Origin of the sequence: Halomonas sp. I1 (genome assembly GCF_032334135.1) — a bacterium.
Classification (GTDB): Bacteria; Pseudomonadota; Gammaproteobacteria; order Pseudomonadales; family Halomonadaceae; genus Halomonas.
Map to the genome: position 1 here is coordinate 34,081 of NZ_JAVXUS010000016.1, position 22,147 is coordinate 56,227.

Here is a 22,147-nt window from a genome sequence, read left to right on the forward strand (position 1 = left end):
AGTGTCGCCATAATGGTTCGTCGCGAAGCGAAGGACCCGCGCATGCAAGCCTTCAAGAACCACGCTTTTAAGAACATAGGACTGATCGGCCGGCTGGGCAGCGCCAAGGTGGTCGAGACCCTGAAGCGCCTGAGCCGCTTTCTCGATGCCGCCGGCTACCACGTCATCATCGAGGATCGGACCGCCACGGTACTGCTCGACCACGGCCATCCGGAGGCCAGCCGCCGTCTGCTCGGCGAGCTGTGCGACCTGGTGATCGTGGTCGGTGGTGACGGCAGCCTGCTGGGTGCTGCCCGTACCCTGTGCCATAGCGGGACCCTGGTGCTCGGCGTGAACCGAGGCCGCCTGGGGTTTCTCACCGATATTTCTCCGGACGAACTCGAGGAGCGTGTCGGAGAGGTGCTGGAGGGGCGCTACGAGGTCGAGGAGCGTTTCCTGCTCGATGCCGAGCTCTATCGCGACGACACCCTGATGGGCAATGGCGACTCCCTCAACGAGGTGGTCCTGCATCCCGGCAAGGCAGTACGCATGATCGAGTTCGAGCTGTTCATCGATGGTCATTTCGTGCACAGCCAGCGAAGCGATGGCCTGATTATCGCCACGCCCACGGGGTCGACAGCCTATGCCCTGTCCGGTGGCGGCCCGATCATGCATCCCAGGCTGGATGCGATCACTCTGGTGCCGATGTTTCCCCATACCTTGTCGAGTCGACCAATCGTCATCGATGCGGCCAGCGAGATCCGCATCCACATCGGCGAGACCAACCAGACGTATCCGCATATCAGTTGCGACGGCCAGACACGCGCCGTGGCCAAGCCTGATGATGTTCTGGTGATCCGTCGCAAGCCGCAGCGGGTCCAGCTGGTACATCCGCTGGGTCATAATTTCTACGAGGTCCTGCGCAGCAAGCTGGGCTGGAGCAACCGTCTGGGAGACTGAGGTGAGCATAAGCGGTGCCCTCGAGGGCTACGACCTGATCGGTGACGTGCATGGTTGCGGCGCCACCCTGGCCACGCTGCTCGAGCGCCTCGGTTACCGTCAGCGGGGTGGTGTCTATCGCCATCCGCGCCGCAAGGCAATCTTTCTCGGAGATCTCATCGATCGAGGGCCGCGCATCCGTCTGGCGGTTTCCATCGCGCGTCGCATGGTCGAGGCGGGCGAGGCGTCTATCGTGCTCGGCAACCATGAAGTCAACGCGCTTGCCTATTGCCACCGCGCGCCGGCGGGGACCGAGCGTGAGTGGCTTCGCGCGCATACCCCTCGACACAATCGCATCGTTCAGGAAACCCTGGCGCAATATCGCGACTACCCCGGAGAGTGGGAGCAGGTGCTGGGGTGGTTTCTGGATATCCCGCTGTGCCTGGAATTCGACGGGCTACGGGTCGTGCATGCCTGCTGGGATCAGGCATTGATCGATGAACTGCGTGGGCGGCGCCCGGATGCCCGTATCGATCTGGACTTCCTCACCGAGGCGATGCGCTCCGGCACGCGGGCGTCACTGATTCTCGATCGCCTGACTCGGGGCAGCCACCTGCCCCTGCCCGAGGGCATGCATATCCACTCTGGAGATGGTTTCACCCGGCGCAGCTTTCGTACTCACTTCTGGGCCAGGGATCCGCATACCTGGGGGGATGTGGTCTTTCAGCCGGACAACCTGCCGGATGATCTGGAGTCCCGCGCATTGAGCGATGAGGAGCGCTCGACGCTGAGCTACTATGGCCCGGATCAACTGCCATTGTTCATTGGCCATTACTGGTGCGAGGGCGTTCCCGCGTTGCCCGCGCCGAATATCGCCTGCCTGGACTACAGTGCCGTCAAGTTCGGTCGCCTGGTCGCCTATCGCTGGAGCGGTGAGGCGCGCCTCGATGCTGATCGTTTCGTCTGGGTCAGCGTGGCCCACGAGGAGCGTATCCGGTCGATGCCGCGGGAGATCGATGTCGAATGATACATTTTGTTACACAAAAAGATGGTCCATGACTGAACTCACCTCCACCTCGCCAATCAGAGTAGGTGTTCCCTTGAATGATCCCTTGCTCTTGTCCGGTGGCCCCCTCCGCCGGACTTTTCTTTTTGCGCGCTTTTCCTGTCCCCATGATATCGGTGTTCGTGCCCCGGAGGTGTCATGTATCGGGTAATCCTGTTGCCTCGCGATGCCGATCTGCGCGAGTTGCGTCAGGCACTCTGGGCGCATCGCATCGGGCATCGCATCACCGAAGAGGATGACGGTCAGGTCCTGTGGCTGGTCGACCCGTCCCAGCAGGAAGCGTTACGTGGACTGCTGGCGCAATGGCAGCGTGGCGAGCCTTTGATGCCCGAGGGTGGCAGGGCGCGTGGCAGCAGCGGCACCCAGTGGCTGGCGCCGTTTCGACGTGCCCCGGTCACGTCCCTGGCGCTGGGAGGCTGCCTGCTGGTGTTCGTCGCCACCTGGCTGTTCGGTGATTGGGCAGTTGCCGCCTTGACCATTGCGCCGGTGGGCATCGTCGACGGACAACCGGCGCCGGGCAGTCTCGGTCAGGGGCTGGCCAGCGGCCAGGTATGGCGATTGCTGTCGCCGATCTTTCTGCACTTCGGCTGGATGCACCTGATCTTCAACATGCTCTGGCTGTGGTTCTTTGGGCGGCAGGTCGAGGCGATCCATGGAGGCAGGCGGATGCTGACGCTGCTGCTGCTGTCGGGCATCGGTGGCAATCTGGCGCAATACGCCACCGGCACGGTGCTGTTCGGCGGCATGTCCGGGGTCGACTTCGCGCTGCTGGGCTATGTTTGGCTGATGTCGAGGCGACGTCCCGACAGTGGCTTCTTCGTCCCCCAGATGCTGGTGGTGTTCATGCTGGCCTGGATGGTCTTCACCATGACCGATGTCGCTGCCTTGTTCGGTTTCGGCAATGTCGCCAACGAGGCGCACCTCGGCGGTCTGGTCGTGGGGCTGGTGTTGGGCTGGTATCATTCGGCACGCACCAGAAGATCCTGATACGCGGCGGCGACCGTCGACGTTGTCTTGTCGAGTGCACCGCGAGCCGACGACGTTCCATACTCCGATTCATTTCTTTCGAGAGACTCCGCCATGAGCGATATGACCTTCGAGCGCATGATCCAGCAGATGACGCCGGCCATCTACGAGAGCCTCAAGCAGGCGGTGTCGCTGCGCAAGTGGCCGGATGGTCGCTTTCTCACCGCCGAACAGACCGAGCTCTGCCTCGAGGCGGTGATGCGCTATGAGGTGGAGAACGGTGTGCCCGAGGATCAACGCGTCGGTTATCTGGAGCGTCGCACCTGCGGCGCCGACAGCGGCGGCGGGAATGTGGCACCGGAGCTGGCCGGTCTGGGCAAGGATGTCGGTCGTGACTGAAACCCTGGCGCGGGGCTGCCTGGCCAAGATGGCCGTCGAACCCGACGATACCGCCCGCTATACCCTGCGCGCCGGCGATGATCGCTTGCCGCTCGACGCTCTGCTGGGCGAGCCTGTTCGGCTCGCCTGGACCGGTGCCATCGCCTGTACGCACTGCGGCCGTGCGACCCGCAAGAGCTTCGGGCAGGGGCACTGCTATCCGTGCTTCAAGCGACTCGCGCGTTGCGATACCTGCATCATGAAACCGGAGCTGTGCCACTATTTCCAGGGAACCTGTCGTGAGCCTGAATGGGGCGAACGGCACTGCTTTCAGCCCCATATCGTCTACTTGGCCAATGCTTCCGGCCTCAAGGTCGGCATCACTCGCGTCACCCAGGTGCCGACCCGCTGGCTCGATCAGGGTGCCGTCCAGGCGTTGCCGATTCTCGAGGTTGATACGCGGCAACAGTCTGGTTTCGTCGAGGTGCTGTTCAAGGACGAGGTCTCGGATCGCACCAACTGGCGCGCCATGCTCAAGGGCGAAACACCGGCGCTTGACCTGACGGCTGAGCGAGACCGCCTGCTCGAACGTCTCGCCCCCGGACTCGCCGAGCTTCGCGAGCGCTTCGGTGCCGATGCCATCCGTACACTTGACGCAGCCCCCCGCCACTTCACGTACCCGGTGCTCGAGTATCCCACCAAGGTCGCCTCGCACAACCTCGACAAGACCCCCGAGGTAGCAGGTCGGTTGATGGGCATCAAGGGACAGTACCTGATGCTGGACAGCGGGGTGATCAATTTGCGCAAGTTCACCGGCTATGAGGTCGTGGTGAGCCATGGCGCCGCGTGATGGACTGTGTCAGCGTTGAGGTCTCGTGCCGTGATATCAAGGAGAGAAAACGGATGTACCGCCTGCATATTGCCAACAAGAATTATTCATCCTGGTCGCTGCGTCCCTGGGTACTCATGCGTCATCTAGGGATCCCCTTCGAGGAACGGCTCACCCCTTTCGATACCGGCTCGAGCTGGCGCAGCTTCCGCGCCTTTTCCCCTACCGGCAAGGTGCCGTGCCTGGAGGACCGTGACCGGGCCATCTGGGAGTCGCTGGCGATCGTCGAGTACCTGGCCGAGCGTCACGAGGGTGTCTGGCCGCGGGACGAGTCCGCGAGGGCCTGGGCGCGTTCGGCCAGTGCCGAGATGCATGCCGGCTTCGGGGCTCTTCGTGACGAGTGCCCGATGAACTGCGCCGCACGGGTGCGGCTAGCGTCGCCCTCGACCGCTCTGGGGCATGAGCTGCAGCGTCTCGACGAACTGTGGCAGCAGGGTAAGTCCCGTTTCGGTGGTCCCTTCCTCGCCGGCTCTGAGTTCAGCGCCGTGGACGCCTTCTTCGCGCCTGTCGCGTTTCGTGTACGCGGCTTCGGCCTCGAACTTGGCGACGCTTCGAAGGTCTATGTCGATACACTCCTCGAGCTGCCGGCGATGCGACAATGGGACGCCGACGCCGTGGCCGAACCCTGGCGGGAGCCCGGGCACGAGGATGATCTGCTGGCACGCGGCACTCTGCTTGAGGATCGCCGCGGGAACGATTGACGACGAGAGGGACAGGGAGGAAGCCGAATGGCGGTGTCGAATCGTGAGGGGCGGGACGCGGGCCGCCTCGAGTTCCGCGTCGTCGATCAGTTGACAGATCCCGACGGGGACGCCAATGCCGACTGGCTCGGTGTTGCCCGGGACTGCGTGCTCTGGATGGACGGCGCCGCGCCGATCAATGCCGGACGGACTCGCAGCGAGTATCCCAGTGACGCGGCCTGGTTGGTGCGACGCTTCGTGGGCCACTTCCTGGCCAGCGTTGACCCGGCATGGCGCACCCGGGCACTGGTCATCGATATTCAGGACCGCCTGGCGGTGGAGTATGACGCGCTGGATCCGGCCGGCGATGTCGAACGAGCCGATCTTCCCTTCGCCTGCTTCGGCGCCGCGCGCCTGGTCGATGATACGCTGGAGGTCACGGGAGCCGGCGATTGCGTGCTGCTCTACGAAACCGACGAGGGGAGGCTGGCCAGCTTCGGTCACAGTGCGGTCGGTGGGCTCGAGCAGAAGGCGGTGTCGTCCCTGTGCGAGGCTAAGGCACGGTCCGGAGCAAGCCATGACGCGGCCCTTCAATCGGCCCTTCCGCATATCCTCGGCAACCAGGCGCAGCGCAATCGGCGTTTCGGCTACGACGTCGTCGAGCCCATCGGCGATCTCTCCATCGAACTGGAGCGTGTCTTGATGCCCGCGCGCCCGGGGCGTCGCCTGCTCGCCATGAGCGATGGCTTCTATCGGGCTGTCGATACCTATCATCTCTTCACTCACGAGCAACTCTTCGACGCCGCCTTCGACGGCGGATTGCGCGATATACTCGCGCGCCTGCGCGCCGCCGAGGCGGAAGATCCGGAAGCGAACGCCCATCCCCGGCTCAAGCTGCAGGACGATGCCACCGCCGTTGCCTTCATGGTGGAAGCGTATTGAGGTGTTGTTTCCGGAGCCGTTTCAAGACGTGAACAGGTCCCCCTGGGCGCCGGGCGGCCGAAAGGCCGACGTGTCCAGGGCGACGTCGCCCGGAAAGCCCAGGCGTCGATGGCACTTGGCGAAGCGCTGGGCGAGCAGTTCGGCGAACACCCCCTCACCGCGCATCCGGTGGCCGAAACGAGTATCGTAATCGGCGCCGCCTCGGCATTGGCGAATCAGGCTCATGACCTTGTCAGCCCGCTCCGGGTAATGGGTCCTCAACCAGTCCTCGAACAGGGGAGCGACTTCACGGGGCAGGCGTAGCAACATCCAGGAGGCACTGATGGCGCCGGCCGTTCGGGCCTCTTCCAGCAGGCGTTCCATGTCGTGGTCGGTGAGACCGGGGATTACCGGCGAGATCAGGGTGCCGACCGGTACACCGGCTTTCGAGAGGGTGCGGATGACCTTGAGCCGTGCCTCGGGAGAGGCCGTGCGAGGCTCGAGGGTACGCTTCAGCTCACGGTCCAGGCTGGTCAGGCTGATCATGACCCGTACCAGACGACGCTCGGCCAGCCCTTCCAGCAGGTCGAGATCCCGCAGGATCAAGGCACCCTTGGTCACCAGCGTCACTGGATGACGATGCTTCAACAGCGTCTTCAGCACGCGCCGTGTCGTTCCCTGCTCGGCCTCTAGGGGCTGGTAAGCGTCGGTATTGCCGGACAGGTTGATCGGGCGACACACATAGCCCGGCTTGGCCAGTTCCTCCTCGAGTCGCTCGACCAGGCCGTGGCGGGCGATCAGCCGCGTCTCGAAGTCGAGCCCTGGGGAGAGGTCCCAGTAGGCGTGGCTGGGGCGTGCATAGCAGTAGATGCAGCCGTGTTCGCAGCCCCGGTAGGGGTTGAGGGAGCGGTCGAAGGGCAGGTCCGGCGAACGGTTCCAGGACAGGGCACTGCGTGACGTTTCGGTGCTGACCCGGGTGGCCAGGCGTTCCGGCACGGCCTCCTGCCACCAGCCGTCGTCGACGATCTCGCTGTGGGTCGGCGCGAAGCGATTGTGAGGATCGAAGGTCGCGCCGCGTCCCCGGCGCGCGCCGTGGTTCATGGGCGCTCGAGAGGCCATGGTGAAACCTTTTTACTGTATTTATATGCAGTATAGAGCGCTGTGGCACGATGGCAACCAGGGAACTCGAGTGGCTGCCTGGCGTTCCACAGGCACGGCAGGCAAACAAGGAACCTGACATGAAGCGACGCGATTTCCTGAAGATGACGGGCGCGCTCGGCGGCAGCGGGCTGCTGCCGATATCCACTCTGTTGGCGGCCACGGAAAAGGCCGAGCGCGGCGCCGGCGAGCTCTTCGACTATGCCTGGCTCAAGGGGTTGGCCCGAGCGCTATCCACCCAGCCGCCGCGCGAGCCCGCCATCGAGTTGCCCGAGCCGATCCGGGGCCTCGACTGGGACGCCTACCAGGCGATCCGCTACCGGCCCGATCGAGCCTTGTGGGCCGATGATCCCGGAACGGATTTCCGCGCCCAGCTGTTCCACCTGGGGCTCCATTACCGAACGCCGGTGCGCATCTACGAGGTCGTCGAGGGCCGCGCCCATGAGCTTGCCTACGAGGCCGACCGCTTCGATTTCGGCGCGTCCGGCGTCGAGGCTCAGCGCCTGCCCGACGACCTGGGCTACGCCGGGTTCCGGCTCCATCACCGCGACGACTGGCAGCGCGATATCGCCGCCTTCCTGGGTGCCAGCTATTTCCGGGCGGTGAGCGATTCCCTGCAGTACGGCATGTCGGCTCGCGGGCTGGCCATCGACACGGCCACTGCGACCGGTGAGGAGGAATTCCCCGACTTCACCCGCTTCTGGCTGGAACGCCCCGAGGGCGGCGAGGCGCACGTCATCGTCCATGCGCTGCTCGAATCCGCCAGTGTCACCGGCGCCTACCGGTTCGTGATCGCCGAGGACGACGGCGTGGTCATGGACATCGATGCCGCCCTCTATCCGCGTCGCACCATCGAGCGCCTCGGGGTGGCGCCGTTGACCAGCATGTACATGGTCGGCGAGAACGACCGGGACGCGGACTGGGACTGGCGGCCGGAGATCCACGACTCCGATGGCCTGTCGATCCATTCGGATAACGGCGAATGGCTATGGCGGCCGCTCGCCAATCCCGACCGGCTGCGCTTCAACGCCTTCGGCGAACGGGCACCCCGCGGCTTCGGGCTGCTGCAGCGGGATCGTGACTTCGACCATTACCAGGACGATGGCGTTTACTACGACCGGCGCCCCGGCGTCTGGATCGAGCCGAAGGGCGACTGGGGCGAAGGATCGATCCAACTGGTCGAACTGCCGACCCTCGACGAGACCTTCGACAACATCGTCGCCTTCTGGAACCCGGCCAGGCCCGCGGAGCCGGGCGAGGAGCTGCTATTCGGCTATCGGCTCAGCTGGTGCGACACGCCGCCCGTGCAGCCGCCGCTGGCGCGCTGCGTGGCGACCCGCACCGGGCTCGGCGGCGTGGTCGGGCAGCGTCGCGAGTATTACAGCCGGCGCTTCGTGGTCGACTTCGCGGGTGGGCCGCTGCCGCTGGGCGAGGACGCCGAGGTCGAGCCCGTCATCGACGCCTCCGACGGACGGGTCGAGATCACCTCGGCCCGCCCCCTGGACGCCATCGAGGGGTACCGCGCCAGGTTCGATGTGGTCCCGCCCGACGAGGGCACCGAGCCCATCACCCTGCGGCTCTACCTGAAACAGGGCGATCGGCCGTTGACCGAGACTTGGCTCTACGAGTGGACGCCGCCGCCCGCGGAGGAGCGCAAGCTGCGCAACCCCGGGCACCTGTAGGTCGTCGTTCTCGCGGAGGACGGCACACGATGGCGGTGGCTCGCTTCGACAATGTGGCGCGGGGAGGGCCACCGCCATCCCGGGGCCTCTGGTAGGATGGGCGCCTTGCCAAGGATGCCCGGAGACGCCCCGTGACCGATGTCATGTCGCCCATTCCCGCCCCCGACGCCGCCTGCGCCGGGCGCGTGAGTCGCTACCTCGACACCCTGACCAAGCCCCCCGGCAGCCTGGGGCGGCTGGAGTCCCTGGCGGTGAGCCTGGCGGCGATCACCGGCGAGGATTTCCCTCGCGTCACCCCGCCCGGCGTGGTGGTGTTCGCCGCCGACCACGGCGTGGCGGCAGAGGGCGTCTCGGCCTTTCCCCAGTCGGTGACCGCCCAGATGGTGGCCAACTTCGTCGCCGGCGGGGCGGCCATCAATGCCTTCGCGCGGCGCATCGGCGCGCGGCTCGAGGTGGTCGATGTGGGCGTGGCGGGGGAGCTGCCCCATGATGGCGTCGTCCACGATCGCGTTCGCTCCGGCACCGCCAACCTGGCCCGCGAGGACGCCATGACCCGCGACCAGGCCCTGGCCGCCATCGCCGCCGGGCGTCGCGCCGCCGAGCGGGCCGCGGCGTCGGGCTGTCGCTGCCTGATCGCCGGCGAGATGGGCATCGCCAACACCACCGCCAGCAGCGCCATGCTGGCGGCGCTGACCGGTGTGCCCGTCGCCGAGCTGGTCGGCCCCGGCACCGGCGTGGCCGGCGAGGCGCTGGTCCACAAGCGCGCGGTGATCGAGGCGGCCCTGGCCGAGCGCGCGCCCGATCCCGCCGATCCCCTGGACGTGCTGGCCAGGCTGGGCGGGCTGGAGATCGCCGCCATGGCCGGGGCCTATCTGGAGGCGGCGGCCAGGCGCCTGCCGGTACTGGTCGACGGCTTCATCGCCACGGTGGCCGCGCTGACGGCCTGCCGGCTCGACCCGGCGCTGCGTCCCTACCTGATCTTCGGCCATCGCTCCCACGAGCCCGGCCACGCCCACGCCCTGGCGGCGCTGGACGCCGAGCCGCTGCTGGCCATGGAACTGTGCCTGGGCGAGGGCAGCGGCGCGGCCCTGGCCTTCCCGCTGCTTGAGGCGGCCACGGCGATGCTCGCCGAGATGGCCACCTTCGACGCCGCCGGCGTCGACGACCGCGAGGGGCCTTGATGCCGATGAATGCCCCATTGCGTCACGCCCTTCGCCATGACCCTTGCCGGAACCACGGTCCGGTCTCTCGGGCGCTGGCCTTCGGCGACGGCCTGAGCCTCGTCGCCGAGGCCGGCTGCCTGCACTTTCGGTCTCCCGAGCCGCTGCGCACCCTCAGCAACGCCCTGGTCGGCGAGGGGCTCGGCTGGGCCCGGGACTTTTGCAACTTACACGTCGACAGGGGCTACGATGGCCGAACCCCGGCGGACGACCTGCGCGGCTGGCTCGCCGCGCGCGGCCTGATGGAGACCAGAGGCGAGGGCCGGGCCGAAGAAAGGGACGAGGTCGTGGCGATGATGACCGCGGTGCCGCTGGCGCGCCTGGCGCTGGTGCCGGCTGACGTCGACGACGTGGAGGGCAAGCCTCGGGTGCTGGCGGCGGTCACCGCCGGGGTGGGCAACGCCGTGGACATCACCGCCCCGGCGAGCGGGGATCCGCGACCGGTCGTGGGCACCATCAACGCCCTGGTGTTCGTCGATGGCCATCTCACCGACGGCGCCCTGGTCAACGCCGCGCTCTCTGCCACCGAGGCCAAGGTCCAGGCCCTGGCCGCCAGCGGGGTACGCGACCCCGAGCACGGCACCCTGGCCACCGGCACCTCCACCGACTGCCTGGCCATCGCCGCCACCCAGCGCGGTGAGCCGACGCCCTACGCCGGCTCGGGCACCCGCCTCGGCCGGGCCATCGGCGCCGCCGTCTATCGCGCCGTGCGCGCGTCCCTGGCGGCGGGGGAGGGCGCGCCATGACGCTGGACCCGCTGTCCTGGGAGCTGCTGGCGCTGATCGCCGCGGCGCTGGCCATCGACCTGGCGCTGGGCGACCCGTCCTGGCTGCCCCATCCGGTGGTGGGCATCGGCCGGATCATCGCGTGGCTCGAGCGGGGCTGGAATCACGGTCCCGCCGAGGCCCGTCGTCGACGCGGCGTCTGGCTGGCGGTGGTGGTGCCCCTCGGCACCTGGGCCCTGGCCTGGGGCCTGCTGACGGCGCTGGCCTGGGTGTCCCCCGGCCTGGCGATCGCCGCCGAGTTGGCGCTGCTGGCCACCACCTTCGCCACCCGCGGGCTCGCCGAAGCGGCCCGGGCGGTGGCCGAGCCGCTGCACCGCGGCGACCTGTCGGCGGCGCGGCGGGCCCTGGGCAGGATCGTCGGCCGCGACACCGAGGCGCTGGACGAATCGGGGCTGGCCCGCGGGGCGGTGGAGACCGTGGCCGAGAACACCGTGGACGGCATCACCGCGCCGCTGTGCTGGGCGCTGCTCGGCGGCGCGCCCCTGGCGCTGGCCTACAAGGCGGTCAATACCCTGGATTCCATGGTCGGCTATCGCAGCCCGCGCTTCGAGGACTTCGGCCGCGCCTCGGCGCGCCTTGACGATGCCGTCAACTGGCTGCCGGCGCGGCTGACGGTATGGGCCATGTGGATCGCCGCGCGCCTTGTGGTCGGCGGTCGCACCAAGGGCGCGCTGGCCGCGACCCGCCGCGAGGCACCGCGTCATCCGAGCCCCAACGCCGGCTGGCCGGAGGCGATGGTGGCGCACCTGCTGGGCGTTCGGCTCGGCGGGCTCAACCACTACGGCGGGCGCCCCTCGCATCGCGCCACCCTCGGGCGCGCCCTGGAGCCGCTGGTGGTCGCCCATATCGAGCGCGCCATCCGCCATATGCACGGCGGCTGGCTGGGCGTGCTGGCGCTGATGGTGCCCCTGGTGCTGCTACGGGAGTGGCTGATATGACGGCCGATATGAAGGCAGGTTCAGTAACGCAGAGCGCCCCGGACTGGCCGGCCCACGGCGGGCGCATCGCGCCGCTGCTGGCGCGCTTCGGGCTGCCCGCCGATCATCCGGTGATCGACTTCAGCGCCAACCTCAATCCGCTGGGGCCGCCGCCCTGGCTCGGGCAATGGCTGGCCGGATCCGGCGAGTCGCTGGCCCGCTACCCGGACCCGGACGACGACCGGGCGCGCCGGGCCATCGCCGACCACGACGGCGTGGCCCCCGAGCGGGTGCTGGTCACCAACGGTGGCATCGAGGCGATCCATCTGGCCGCCGCGCAGCATGCCGGCGGCCGTGCCCTGGTGATCGAGCCCACCTTCAGCGAGTACGCCCTGGCCTGTGGCCGGCACGGCATCAATGTCGAGCGGCTGGGGCTGGAGGCCCCGGCGTTCCGACCCGACCTCGCGGCCGCCGAGGCGGCCCTGGCCGGCGTCGATATCGCCTTTGTGTGTCGGCCCAACAACCCCACCGGCACGCTGATGCCCCGCGCCGACGTCGAGCGGCTGCTGGAACGCGCCCGCGAGACCGGCACCACCCTGGTGGTGGACGAGGCCTTCGTCGACTTCACCGAAGACGACGAACGGCTCACGCCGCTGCTCGACCGGGCGCCGAACCTGCTGCTGCTGCGCTCCTTGACCAAGCGCTTCGACGTGCCGGGGCTGCGGCTCGGCTACCTGCTCGGCGCCCCGGAGGCGGTCGAGCGGCTCGCCGCGCTGCAGATGCCGTGGAGCGTCAACGCCCTGGCCCGGGGGCTGGTGGCGCCGCTGCTCGCGGATGAGGACTATCTGTCCCGCACGCGGGCCTGGCTCTCGGCCGAGCGCGATTTTCCCGCGCGAGTGCGTGCGCTGGGCTATACGGTGCCGGAGACCCAGGCCAACTTCCTGCTGCTGCGCGGAGAGGAGGGGGCCGACGCGCTGTTCGCCTACCTGCTCGAGCGTGGCCTGTTGGCCCGCCACACCCACGGCTTCCCCGGCCTCGATGGCGCCTGGCTGCGCCTGGCGCTGCGTGCAAACGAGGACAACGCCCGGCTGCTCGAGACCCTGGCGGCCTGGAGGCGGTCATGATCGCTTTCGTCTCCGGCGGGGCGCGCTCCGGCAAGAGCGGTGTGGCCGAGGCGCTCGTCGGCGAATGGCAGGCAGCGCGCGGCGGCGAGCGCTACTATCTGGCCACGGCCCGGGCCGGCGACGACGAAATGGCCGCGCGGATCGCTCGCCATCGGCGCGAGCGCGGCGAGGCCTGGGTCACCCTCGAACCGCCGCTGGCCTTCGCCGAGGCGCTCGCCACGATCCCCTCGGGCAGCACGGTGCTGCTCGACTGCCTGACCGTCTGGGCCAGTCGGGTGATGTTCGAGGCCGGCCTGGCGGAGACCGAGGGGAGGGCGATGCTGGCCCGCGGGCTCACCGAGGCGCGCCGCCGCAACCTCGCCCTGGCAGTGGTCTCCAACGACCTCAACGAGGACGTGCCGCCTCGCGACGCCCTGGTATGGCGCTATCTGGCCTTTCTGCAGGTCCTGCATCGCGACCTGGCCGCGGAGGCGGACCGGGTAATCGAGGTGGTGGCCGGGCGCGCCATCGGCTGGAAAGGAGAATTGCCATGAAGGACGCGGGCTTCGGCGCGCTGCTGGCCATCCAGTTCCTGACCCGGCTGCCGGTGCCGCTTTCCTGCCCCTGGACGCCGGCCACCCGGCGCTGGGCGGCGCGGGCCTATCCACTGGTCGGCGCCCTGGTCGGCGCGATCCTGGCCGTCGTCGGCACGCTGCTCGAGGGGCTCGTGCCGTTGCCGCTGATGGCCCTGGCGCTGCTCAGCCTGTGGGTGGCACTGACCGGCGGGCTGCACCTCGACGGCCTGATGGACCTGGCCGACGCCCTGGGCAGCAATGCGCCACTGGAAAAGCGCTGGGCGATCATGAAGGACCCGCAGGTCGGCAGCTTCGGGATGCTGGCGCTGGTCTTCCAGCTGGCCTGGAAGGCGGCGCTGTTGTGGGCGCTGCTGGCCGCCGGGGCGAGCCCCTGGTGGCTGGTGCCGGTGGTGGCGCTGGGCCGGCTGGCCGCGGTCGGCCTGTTGGTGACCCAGCCCGCCGCCCGCGCCGAGGGCCTGGCCCACGCCTGGCAGCAGAGCCTCGGCGTGCGCGACCTGACCCTGGCTTCGCTGCCGGCGCTGGCGTGTCTCTTTTTCGTACCCGGGCTGGGCTGGTGGCTGGCCGGCCTGGCGGGTTTCGTCATCATCTACGGCCGGGCGGTGCGCCGGGCCTTCGGCGGCATCAACGGCGATATCGTCGGCGCCGCCATCGAGGGAGGAGAACTATGGTTGCTGCTGATCGCCTGGAGCTGGTGGTCGTTCGTCATGGCCTGACGAGTTGGGCCTGTGAAGAGGGGGAACGTCGATGAGTGATGGGGAGCGCCGTCTGGACGTGGTGATCGTTCGTCATGGCCTGACGAGTTGGAATCTGGAACGTCGCTACCAGGGCCATCGCGACATTCCGCTGCTGCTGCCGGACGCCGAGCCGGACCTGGACCGGCTTCGCGAGGCGCTGGCCGATGTGACCTTCGACGCCGTGCACTGCAGCGACCTGACGCGCTGTCGCCAGACCCTGGCCCATGTGCTGGAGGGCAGGGAGCGCGATGGCCTGTCGACCCCGGAGCCTCGGCCCGATGTACGGCTGCGCGAGCTGCACTTTGGTGACTACGAGGGCCAGACCTGGGCCGAGCTGAAGGATGATCCCGGCTATCGGGCCTGGGTCGACAGCCGGGGCAGGCGGACCATCCCTGGTGGCGAGTCCGCCGATGACCTGTGGGCGCGGCTCTCGGCGTGGCTGGAGGAGGTGCTGGCCGAGGCGCAGGCGGCGGGTCATCGCCGCGTGCTGGCGGTGAGTCACGGCGGCGCCATCCGCGAGCTGCGCCGGCGCCTGGAGAACGCGGATTTCTGGGACGGCGTGGTCGGCCAGGCCCAGGGGCGGTGTTTCACGTTCACACGCGAGGAGGACGGCTGGTCATGCAGCTCTTCATCGGCGGTGCCTGCGCCGGCAAGCGCGACCTCGTAGCCGCCCGTTTCCCCGATGCCGCCTGGTCTCGGGTCGACGAGGCCGGGCTCGAAGGTTGGGGGCATGCCCTGCGTCCGGGAACGGTGCGGGTGCTGACCGGCTGGGCGGGCTGGCTGAAGAAAGCCTTGGCTGACGAACCCGACGACGACCGCCTGCGCGCGCGGCTGGTCGCGGCGCTCGACACCCTGAGGAACGCCGAGCGCGAGGCGAGGGGAGAGGTCGTGCTGATCCTGCCCGAGATGGGGCGCGGCATTGTGCCCATGGACGCGGCGGACCGGCGCCTGCGCGACCTGGCCGGCTGGCTGGCCCAGGACGCCGCCGCCCGCGCCGAATCGGTCTGGTATGTGCGCCATGGGCTGGCGCGCCGGCTGTAGCAAGCCGACGTGCGTTGACGCCCCGTCGCGCGGTTGCTAGCTTACGCGCACTCTCAGGTGACCCGGGAGCCTTGCAGACAGGCTCCAGGCCTGTTGCGACAGGCCGGGTTGAAACGGGAAGTCGGTGACGCCCGCTCAGCGAGTCAGTCCGACGCTGCCCCCGCAACGGTGATCGAGTCACGCACCGCCACATGCCACTGTGCCGAGACGGCATGGGAAGGCGGCGGTGTGGAGGCGCTTTAGCGCCTCGCTCGTCAGCCCGGAGACCGGCCTGTGAGCGCATGCCAGGACGCGGTGGGCGAACCTCGGGCAGGGCGACTCGCCGATGTCATGTCGATCTTCCCCTCCCATGTCCCGCGTCCGGCCTTTCAAGGGTTCATTGCCGCACGGGTGCGTGCGGTTCCGGGACGACGATCATGACAACTTCGCTTTCTTTCCGTTGGGGCCTGGCTTCCCTTTGCCTGGGGGCGTCACCGCTTCTCCATGCCGCTCCGAATGCGGCCGACACCGAGACCGATACCGAGCAGCAGCTCGACCCGATGGTGGTGTCCGCCACGCTCGCGCCACGCACGGCCAGCCGGTCGCTGTCCTCGGTTTCGGTCATCGACGAGGAGGCGCTGCGCCGTCAGGATGCCGTCGATATCACCGATGTTCTGAAGGCTCAGCCCGGCGTGGACATCTCGTCCAACGGCCGTTATGGCAAGGCCAGCAGCGTCTATCTGCGCGGTACCGGCAGCGAATCCACCCTGATGATGATCGATGGCATTCGGCTGCGTTCGGCCACCCTGGGCAGCCCGGCCTGGCAGTTTCTCGATCCACGCTTGTTCGAGCGTGTCGAGATCGTGCGGGGGCCGCTGGGCAGTCTCTATGGCGCCGACGCGGTGGGCGGCGTCGTGCAGCTTTTCACTCCCGAGGGCGAACTCGGCGACCCCGAACCCAGCATCACCCTGGGCGGCGGCTCGCATGACAGTCGCCGGGTTTCCGCGAGCCTGACCGGCGGTGCCGACGGCACGCGCTATGCCGTCTCGGCCAGCCATTTCGGCACCGAGGGCGCCGAGATCATCGACGGCGAGGGCGACAAGGGCTACGACAACACCAGCGGTTTCGCGCGGCTGTCGCACCGGTTCGACAGCGGTGCCGAGGTCGGTCTGCTGGCCCTGCGGGCCCGGGGCAATACCGAGTATGTCGGCGGCGATTCCGACTATGTGCAGCAGGTGGCCGGTGTCTATGGCGAGCTGCCCGTCACCGATGACTGGCGCAGCCGCCTGACACTGAGCGAGGCGCGTGACGAAAGCGAGAGCCACGAGAGCTTCGGCGATTCCGTCTTCGATACGCGCACGCGTACCGCTCGCTGGGAGAACACCCTGACCGTCGGGCCGCACGAGTGGGTCGCCGGTGCCGAGGTCAGCCGTGACGAGGTCACCGGCACCACCGACTATGTCGAGGATAGTCGCGACAACGCGGCTGTCTTCGGCCAGGCGTTGCTTGATTTCTCGCCGTTCTCCGTCCAGGCGGGACTGCGCTACGACGACAACGATGCCTTCGGCGAGGACGTCACGGGGAGCCTGGCGCTAGGGGTTGCCCTGGATGACCATCACACCCTGCGCGCCAGTTACGGCACGGCCTTTCGGGCGCCGACCTTCAACGAACTCTACTACCCCGGCTATGGTAACCCCGATCTCGATCCAGAGCGTTCCGAGAGCGTGGAGCTCGGGGTGCGCGGTCAGTTCGAGCGCGGTTTCTGGGACCTGGCCCTCTACCAGACCGATATCGACGACATGATCGGCAGTGCCGTCTTCGACGGTGTCAGTGCCCCCTACAATGTCGACGAGGCCCGCATTCGTGGCCTGGAACTCTCCACCGGCGCGGAAGTGCTGGACTGGAGCCTGCGCGCCGCCCTGACCTATACCGACCCCGAGGACCGCAAGACTGACAACCGGTTGAGGCGCCGGGCCACCCAGAGCCTGCGTTTCGATGCCGATCGCGAGCTGGGCGACTGGACGCTCGGCGGGACGGTCATCGCCCAGAATCATCGCTACAACGATGCCGGCAACGAGGAACGGCTGTCAGGCTATGGCATCGTCAACCTGCGGGCCGGCTGGCGCTTCGCACCGCAGTGGTCGGCGCGTCTGACGCTGGAGAACGTGTTCGATCGTGAATACGCCACTGCCCGTGACTACCTGGGTCGCGATTACATCGATGCCGGGCGGGCGGCTTTCCTCAGCGTGCGCTTCGGTGCCCAGTAGCGTTTTTGCGCGGCATCCTGCTCCCGGCCGGACGTGTCGGCAGCGCGATATCATGATCCTCATGCTCGGGGAGACGAGGTGCGCTTGAGATATCTGCTGTATGGGTTGGGGCTGCTGGCACTGGCCGGCCCCTTGCGAGCCGACCCCTGTGTGACCGACGACGCGGGGCGCGAGGTCTGCCTGGAGGCGCCGGCGCAGCGCATCGTGGCGCTCTCGCCGGGGGTGACCGAGTTGCTCTACGCCGCCGGCGCCGGTGAGCGGTTGGTGGGCGCGGTCAGCTTCAGTGACTATCCTCCCCAGGCCGATGACCTTCCCCGGGTGGGCAGCTACGATCGCCTGGATCTCGAGGCGATGCTGGCCCTGTCGCCGGATCTGGTGGTGGCCTGGTCTGGCGGCAATCCCGAGCAGCAGCTCGAGCGTCTGCCGACGCTCGGCGTGCCGGTCTTCTTCTCCGATGCCGACGATTTCGCTTCCATCGCGTCGAACCTGGAACGTTTCGCTACGCTCGCCGGCACCGAGGCGGAAGGCCGACGAGCCGCCGAGCGGTTGCGCGACGAGGTTGCCGAGTTGCGAACGCGTTACGCCGAGGCCGATCCGGTACCGGTCTTCTATCAGGTCTGGGAATCGCCCTTGATGACCGTCAACGGCGAGCACTGGATCAGCCAGGCGCTGGCACTGTGCGGCGGCGTCAACCTCTTCGCCGAGCAGTCGTCGCTGGTGCCGCGCATCGGCCGCGAGGCGGTGCTGACCCGGGATCCGGAAGCGATCATCACCGGCGGGATGGGCAAGGCCGATTCCACCTGGCTGGAGGCCTGGCATGATTTCCCGGACATGACCGCGGTACATCGCGGCAATCTCTTCTTCGTCAATCCTGACCTGGTGCAGCGCGCCACGCCCCGACTGGTGCAGGGAACCCGAGACATCTGTCGTCATCTGGAGGTGGTGCGTGAGCGGCGCTGAATCCGGGCGTCGGGAGAGGGCGAGACGCGCTGGCCCTCTGGCGTGGCTGGTGCTGGCAGCGCTGCTTTCCCAGGTGCTGGCGGTGTCCCTGGGCAGCGTAGCCGTGCCCGTAGACGCCTTGTGGTCGGTACTGAGCGGTGGCGGTGAGCCACTGCATCAGACACTGGTACTCGAGCTTCGCTTGCCACGCTCTCTGGCCGCTTTCGGAACCGGCGCGTTACTGGCTCTGGCCGGGGCCCTGATGCAGGTATTGTTGCGCAACCCGCTGGCGGATCCCTACGTGCTCGGGCTCTCCGGCGGTGCCTCGGTGGCTGCCTTGCTGGCAATGCTCGCGGGGCTCGGTGCCACCCTGGTCGCCGGCTCGGCCTTCGTCGGCGCGCTGGCGTCCACCCTGACCGTCTTCGGCCTGGCCCATGGCACGGGGAGCTGGACACCGACCCGGATGCTGCTCACCGGGGTGGTGATGGCGGCGGGCTGGGGCGCGCTGATCAGCTTCCTGCTGGCGGTGAGCCCTGTCGAACAGCTTCCCGGCATGCTCTATTGGTTGATGGGCGACCTGGCCTATGCGGGAACGCCCTGGCCGGTGCTGGTGGTGGCCGTGCTCAGCCTTGCGGTGGTGACGCCGCTGGGACGAACGCTCAATGTACTGGCGCGTGGTGGCATGCAGGCGGCGGCTCTCGGGGTCGCCGTTCGTCGCATGGAGTGGATGCTCTATCTGGTCGCCAGCCTGTTGACGGCCGTGGCCGTGACGACGGCCGGCAGCGTCGGTTTCGTCGGTTTGATGGTCCCGCACATGCTGAGGCTGAAGCTGGGTACCGATCAGCGGATCATTCTGCCGGCCAGCCTGCTGGCGGGAGGAACCCTGCTGACACTGGCGGACACCCTGGCGCGCACCATGATGGCGCCTCAGCAGCTCCCCGTAGGGGTCATCACCGCCTTGCTGGGTGTGCCGAGTTTTCTCTATCTGCTCTATCGGAGTCGCTGATGGCGAGCCTCGAGACGCGCGGCTTGATCGTGGATGTGCCGGGACGTGCCTCGGGGCGTCCCCTCGATCTGCACATGAAACCCGGAGAGCGGTGGGGCGTACTGGGGCCCAATGGTGCCGGCAAGACGACCTTGCTGCATACGCTGGCGGGGCTGAGAACGCCCCGGGCCGGCGAGGTACGGCTCAATGATCGCGAGCTGTCGCGCTGGCGGCGTCGCGAGATGGCCCGGTGGATGGGGGTGGTCTTTCAGGAGCGTCATGATGAGTTTCCCGCTACCGTCATGGAAACCGCGCTGATCGGTCGACATCCCTACCTGTCGCCCTGGCAGCGGGAAGGGGAATCGGACATGGTGCTGGCCCGTGATGCGCTCCGGCGCCTCGATCTTGGCCACCTGGCGCCACGGCTGGTATCGACGCTTTCTGGTGGCGAGCGCCAGCGCGTCAGCCTGGCCACGGTGCTGACTCAGGCACCGAACTGGTGGCTCGCCGATGAACCGACCAACCATCTCGATCTTCACCATCAGGTCGCGATCATGCGTCTGCTCGAGGTACAGGCCAACGCCGGTTGTGGCGTGGTGATGTGCCTGCATGATCTCAATCTGGCGGCGCGCTGGTGCAGTCACCTGCTGTTGCTGTATCCCGATGGCGAGGCCTGCTGGGGGCCGGCGTCCGAGATGCTGGTGCCCGATGCCCTGGCGCGCCTCTACGATCAACCCTTGACGACCGTGGAAGTGGACGGGCTCCCCGTCTTCGTGCCGCGGTCCCGTCCCGTTGCCGGAGATGCTTCATGACGACCCTCGACCCCGAACGCCATGCCCGCCGCATGGCCCACAAGCAACGCATCATGAACGAGCGGATCGCCGCCGCCGACAAGGAACAGGGCGTGCTGCTGGTGCTCACCGGCCCCGGCAAGGGCAAGAGCAGTTCCGGTTTCGGCATGCTCGCCCGGGCCCTGGGCCATGGCATGAAGGTCGGCGTGGTGCAGTTCATCAAGGGCGCCTTCAGCACAGGCGAAGAGGCGTTCTTCCGCGACCTGCCGGGGGTGGACTATCACGTCATGGGCGAGGGCTACACCTGGGACACCCAGGATCGCGAGCGCGATATCCGCGCCGCCGAGGCCGCCTGGGCAGAGGCCCGACGCATGCTCGACGACCCGAACTATGCGCTGGTGCTGCTCGACGAACTCAACATCGCCCTGCGCCACGGCTACCTGGAACTCGACCGGGTGCTCGATGATCTCCAGGGCCGCCCGGCGATGCAGCATGCGGTGGTCACCGGCCGTCACGCCCCCGAGGCGCTGATCGAGCTGGCCGATACCGTGACCGAGATGAAGGTAGTCAAGCACGCCTTCAAGGAGCAGGGCATCAAGGCCCAGAAGGGTGTGGAACTCTAGCCAATGGGTACCTTGATGATCCAGGGCACCACCTCGGATGCCGGCAAGAGCACGGTGGTGGCGGGGCTTTGCCGGCTGCTGGCGCGTCGCGGCGTCTCGGTGGCGCCCTTCAAGCCCCAGAACATGGCGCTCAACAGCGCCGTGACCCCGGAGGGCGGCGAGATCGGCCGGTCCACGGCGCTGCAGGCGATCGCCTGTGGTATCCCGCCCCACGCCGACATGAATCCGGTGCTGCTCAAGCCCGAGACCGACCGCGGCGCCCAGGTGATCCTCGATGGCCGGGTCCACGGCCATATGGACGCGCTGGATTACCACGCCTTCAAGCGCCGGGCCCGGGAGACCGTCCTGGCGGCCTGGGAACGGCTGACGTCTCGCTACGATCTGATCATCGCCGAGGGGGCGGGGAGCCCCGCCGAGATCAACCTGCGTGCCAACGATATCGCCAACATGGGCTTCGCCGAGGCGGTGGACTGCCCGGTGTGGCTGGTCGCCGACATCGACCGCGGCGGGGTCTTCGCCCAGTTGGTGGGCACCCTCGAGCTGCTGAGCGAGTCCGAGCAGGCGCGTACCCGAGGCGTCATCATCAATCGCTTTCGCGGCGACATCTCGCTGCTCGAGCCGGGCCTCGACTGGCTCACCGAACGCACCGGCAAGCCGGTGCTGGGCGTGCTGCCGCATCTGGACGGGCTGCTGCTCGACGCCGAGGATGGCCTGGGGCTCACCGAGAGCGCCGGCGAGGCGCCGGGGCTGCGCGTGGTGGTACCGGCGTTGCCGCGGATCAGCAACCACACCGACCTCGACGCGCTGCGCCTGCATCCGCGGGTCGATCTGACACTGGTGGGACCGGGACAGTCGATTCCGCCGGCCGATGTCATCCTGCTGCCCGGCAGCAAGAGCACCACCAGCGACCTGGCCTGGCTGTGCCGTGAGGGCTGGGAACCGGCGATCCGCCGTCACCTGCGCTATGGCGGTCGGGTGCTCGGCATCTGCGGCGGCTTCCAGATGCTCGGCGAGGCGATCGACGACCCGGACGGCCTCGAGGGCGAGGTCGGCAGCGTGGCGGGGCTCGGGTTGCTTCCGATGCGCACCCGCATGGTGGCCGGCAAGCAGTTGCGCAACGTGCGCGGCACGCTCGTCGGCGATGATATTGCGGTGAGCGGCTACGAGATCCACAACGGCATGAGCGATGGCCCGGCGCTGGCGCGCCCGCTGCTCGACCTCGGTGGCCGCCCGGACGGTGCGGTGAGCGAGGACGGCCAGGTGATGGGCACCTACCTGCACGGCCTGTTCGACGAGGCGCCGGCGGCCGCTGCGCTGCTGGCGAGGCTGGGGCTCACGGATGAGGCAGGTTCGGCCGTGGATCTGGCGACCCACCGCGAGCGTCAGCTCGACCGGCTGGCGGATGTCTTCGAGTCACATCTGGATATGTCCGCTGTCGGCAAATTGCCGATGGCATGACGGAACAGCCAGCCTCACTCGACTCGTCTATGGTGAGAAGGACGCCATGAT

At 68.1% G+C, this 22,147-nt stretch carries 23 protein-coding genes and 1 riboswitch; of the genes, 22 read left to right on the top strand and 1 reads right to left on the bottom strand.

Annotated elements, in window-relative coordinates; translation table 11 throughout:
- Positions 1 to 42 precede the first annotated feature (42 nt).
- From RSO41_RS14880 to RSO41_RS14910, 7 genes are all read left to right on the top strand, one after another.
- Positions 43 to 939: an NAD(+) kinase gene (locus RSO41_RS14880; RefSeq protein ID WP_315619952.1), complete on the top strand. Its 897-nt coding sequence runs from the start codon at positions 43 to 45 to the stop codon at positions 937 to 939.
- Between the two features lies 1 nt (position 940).
- Positions 941 to 1,945, top strand: a complete 1,005-nt coding sequence (locus tag RSO41_RS14885; protein WP_315619953.1) for a metallophosphoesterase — start codon at positions 941 to 943, stop codon at positions 1,943 to 1,945.
- Positions 1,946 to 2,122: 177 nt separating this feature from the next.
- Positions 2,123 to 2,971 carry a rhomboid family intramembrane serine protease gene (locus tag RSO41_RS14890; RefSeq protein ID WP_315619954.1) on the top strand — a complete coding sequence of 283 codons (849 nt, stop codon included), beginning with the start codon at positions 2,123 to 2,125 and terminating at the stop codon, positions 2,969 to 2,971.
- Positions 2,972 to 3,064: 93 nt separating this feature from the next.
- A complete protein-coding gene (locus RSO41_RS14895) occupies positions 3,065 to 3,349 on the top strand; it encodes a YeaC family protein (protein ID WP_315619955.1) in 285 nt (94 codons plus the stop codon).
- Entirely contained in the window at positions 3,333 to 4,178 is an 846-nt protein-coding gene (locus tag RSO41_RS14900) for a DUF2797 domain-containing protein (protein WP_315619956.1), read from the top strand. Before RSO41_RS14895 ends, RSO41_RS14900 begins: the two co-directional genes overlap by 17 nt.
- Before the next feature lie 53 nt (positions 4,179 to 4,231).
- Positions 4,232 to 4,918 carry a glutathione S-transferase family protein gene (locus RSO41_RS14905; protein WP_315619957.1) on the top strand — a complete coding sequence of 229 codons (687 nt, stop codon included), beginning with the start codon at positions 4,232 to 4,234 and terminating at the stop codon, positions 4,916 to 4,918.
- Between the two features lie 27 nt (positions 4,919 to 4,945).
- The gene (locus RSO41_RS14910) at positions 4,946 to 5,839 is read left to right on the top strand and encodes a protein phosphatase 2C domain-containing protein (protein ID WP_315619958.1); all 894 of its coding nucleotides are present in this window, start codon (positions 4,946 to 4,948) and stop codon (positions 5,837 to 5,839) included.
- Positions 5,840 to 5,860: 21 nt separating this feature from the next.
- Here RSO41_RS14910 and RSO41_RS14915 read toward each other — a convergent pair whose 3' ends face one another.
- On the bottom strand, positions 5,861 to 6,919 hold the full coding sequence (locus RSO41_RS14915; RefSeq protein ID WP_315619959.1) for a PA0069 family radical SAM protein: 1,059 nt from the start codon (positions 6,917 to 6,919) through the stop codon (positions 5,861 to 5,863).
- A gap of 137 nt (positions 6,920 to 7,056) precedes the next feature.
- Between RSO41_RS14915 and RSO41_RS14920 the strand changes: the two genes are divergently transcribed.
- The 15 genes from RSO41_RS14920 (at position 7,057) to RSO41_RS14990 (ending at position 22,096) form a co-directional block, all read left to right on the top strand.
- Positions 7,057 to 8,658: a glucan biosynthesis protein D gene (locus RSO41_RS14920; RefSeq protein ID WP_315619960.1), complete on the top strand. Its 1,602-nt coding sequence runs from the start codon at positions 7,057 to 7,059 to the stop codon at positions 8,656 to 8,658.
- A 143-nt stretch (positions 8,659 to 8,801) separates the two neighbouring features.
- Positions 8,802 to 9,839, top strand: coding sequence for a nicotinate-nucleotide--dimethylbenzimidazole phosphoribosyltransferase (gene cobT / locus RSO41_RS14925; RefSeq protein WP_315620009.1), 1,038 nt, complete (start codon positions 8,802 to 8,804; stop codon positions 9,837 to 9,839).
- A complete protein-coding gene (locus RSO41_RS14930) occupies positions 9,839 to 10,624 on the top strand; it encodes an adenosylcobinamide amidohydrolase (protein WP_315619961.1) in 786 nt (261 codons plus the stop codon). The genes cobT and RSO41_RS14930 overlap by 1 nt, the downstream gene beginning before the upstream one ends.
- Positions 10,621 to 11,601, top strand: a complete 981-nt coding sequence (gene cbiB / locus RSO41_RS14935; RefSeq protein ID WP_315619962.1) for an adenosylcobinamide-phosphate synthase CbiB — start codon at positions 10,621 to 10,623, stop codon at positions 11,599 to 11,601. The genes RSO41_RS14930 and cbiB overlap by 4 nt, the downstream gene beginning before the upstream one ends.
- The gene (gene cobD / locus RSO41_RS14940; protein WP_315619963.1) at positions 11,598 to 12,704 is read left to right on the top strand and encodes a threonine-phosphate decarboxylase CobD; all 1,107 of its coding nucleotides are present in this window, start codon (positions 11,598 to 11,600) and stop codon (positions 12,702 to 12,704) included. The genes cbiB and cobD overlap by 4 nt, the downstream gene beginning before the upstream one ends.
- A complete protein-coding gene (locus RSO41_RS14945) occupies positions 12,701 to 13,237 on the top strand; it encodes a bifunctional adenosylcobinamide kinase/adenosylcobinamide-phosphate guanylyltransferase (RefSeq protein WP_315619964.1) in 537 nt (178 codons plus the stop codon). The genes cobD and RSO41_RS14945 overlap by 4 nt, the downstream gene beginning before the upstream one ends.
- Positions 13,234 to 13,992: an adenosylcobinamide-GDP ribazoletransferase gene (cobS, locus tag RSO41_RS14950; RefSeq protein WP_315619965.1), complete on the top strand. Its 759-nt coding sequence runs from the start codon at positions 13,234 to 13,236 to the stop codon at positions 13,990 to 13,992. Before RSO41_RS14945 ends, cobS begins: the two co-directional genes overlap by 4 nt.
- A 31-nt stretch (positions 13,993 to 14,023) precedes the next feature.
- Complete coding sequence (locus RSO41_RS14955) at positions 14,024 to 14,680, top strand: histidine phosphatase family protein (protein WP_315619966.1); 657 nt, start codon at positions 14,024 to 14,026, stop codon at positions 14,678 to 14,680.
- A complete protein-coding gene (locus RSO41_RS14960; protein ID WP_315619967.1) occupies positions 14,632 to 15,054 on the top strand; it encodes a bifunctional adenosylcobinamide kinase/adenosylcobinamide-phosphate guanylyltransferase in 423 nt (140 codons plus the stop codon). The genes RSO41_RS14955 and RSO41_RS14960 overlap by 49 nt, the downstream gene beginning before the upstream one ends.
- A gap of 69 nt (positions 15,055 to 15,123) precedes the next feature.
- A riboswitch (cobalamin riboswitch) is annotated at positions 15,124 to 15,344 on the top strand.
- Between the two features lie 126 nt (positions 15,345 to 15,470).
- Positions 15,471 to 17,300 carry a TonB-dependent receptor domain-containing protein gene (locus RSO41_RS14965; protein WP_315619968.1) on the top strand — a complete coding sequence of 610 codons (1,830 nt, stop codon included), beginning with the start codon at positions 15,471 to 15,473 and terminating at the stop codon, positions 17,298 to 17,300.
- 84 nt (positions 17,301 to 17,384) lie between these two features.
- On the top strand, positions 17,385 to 18,260 hold the full coding sequence (locus RSO41_RS14970) for a cobalamin-binding protein (protein ID WP_410000342.1): 876 nt from the start codon (positions 17,385 to 17,387) through the stop codon (positions 18,258 to 18,260).
- Complete coding sequence (locus RSO41_RS14975; protein WP_315619971.1) at positions 18,247 to 19,245, top strand: iron ABC transporter permease; 999 nt, start codon at positions 18,247 to 18,249, stop codon at positions 19,243 to 19,245. The genes RSO41_RS14970 and RSO41_RS14975 overlap by 14 nt, the downstream gene beginning before the upstream one ends.
- The gene (locus RSO41_RS14980) at positions 19,245 to 20,036 is read left to right on the top strand and encodes an ABC transporter ATP-binding protein (RefSeq protein ID WP_315619972.1); all 792 of its coding nucleotides are present in this window, start codon (positions 19,245 to 19,247) and stop codon (positions 20,034 to 20,036) included. Before RSO41_RS14975 ends, RSO41_RS14980 begins: the two co-directional genes overlap by 1 nt.
- A complete protein-coding gene (gene cobO, locus RSO41_RS14985; protein ID WP_315619974.1) occupies positions 20,033 to 20,638 on the top strand; it encodes a cob(I)yrinic acid a,c-diamide adenosyltransferase in 606 nt (201 codons plus the stop codon). Before RSO41_RS14980 ends, cobO begins: the two co-directional genes overlap by 4 nt.
- A 3-nt stretch (positions 20,639 to 20,641) precedes the next feature.
- On the top strand, positions 20,642 to 22,096 hold the full coding sequence (locus tag RSO41_RS14990; protein WP_315619975.1) for a cobyric acid synthase: 1,455 nt from the start codon (positions 20,642 to 20,644) through the stop codon (positions 22,094 to 22,096).
- The last annotated feature ends 51 nt before the right edge of the window (positions 22,097 to 22,147 follow it).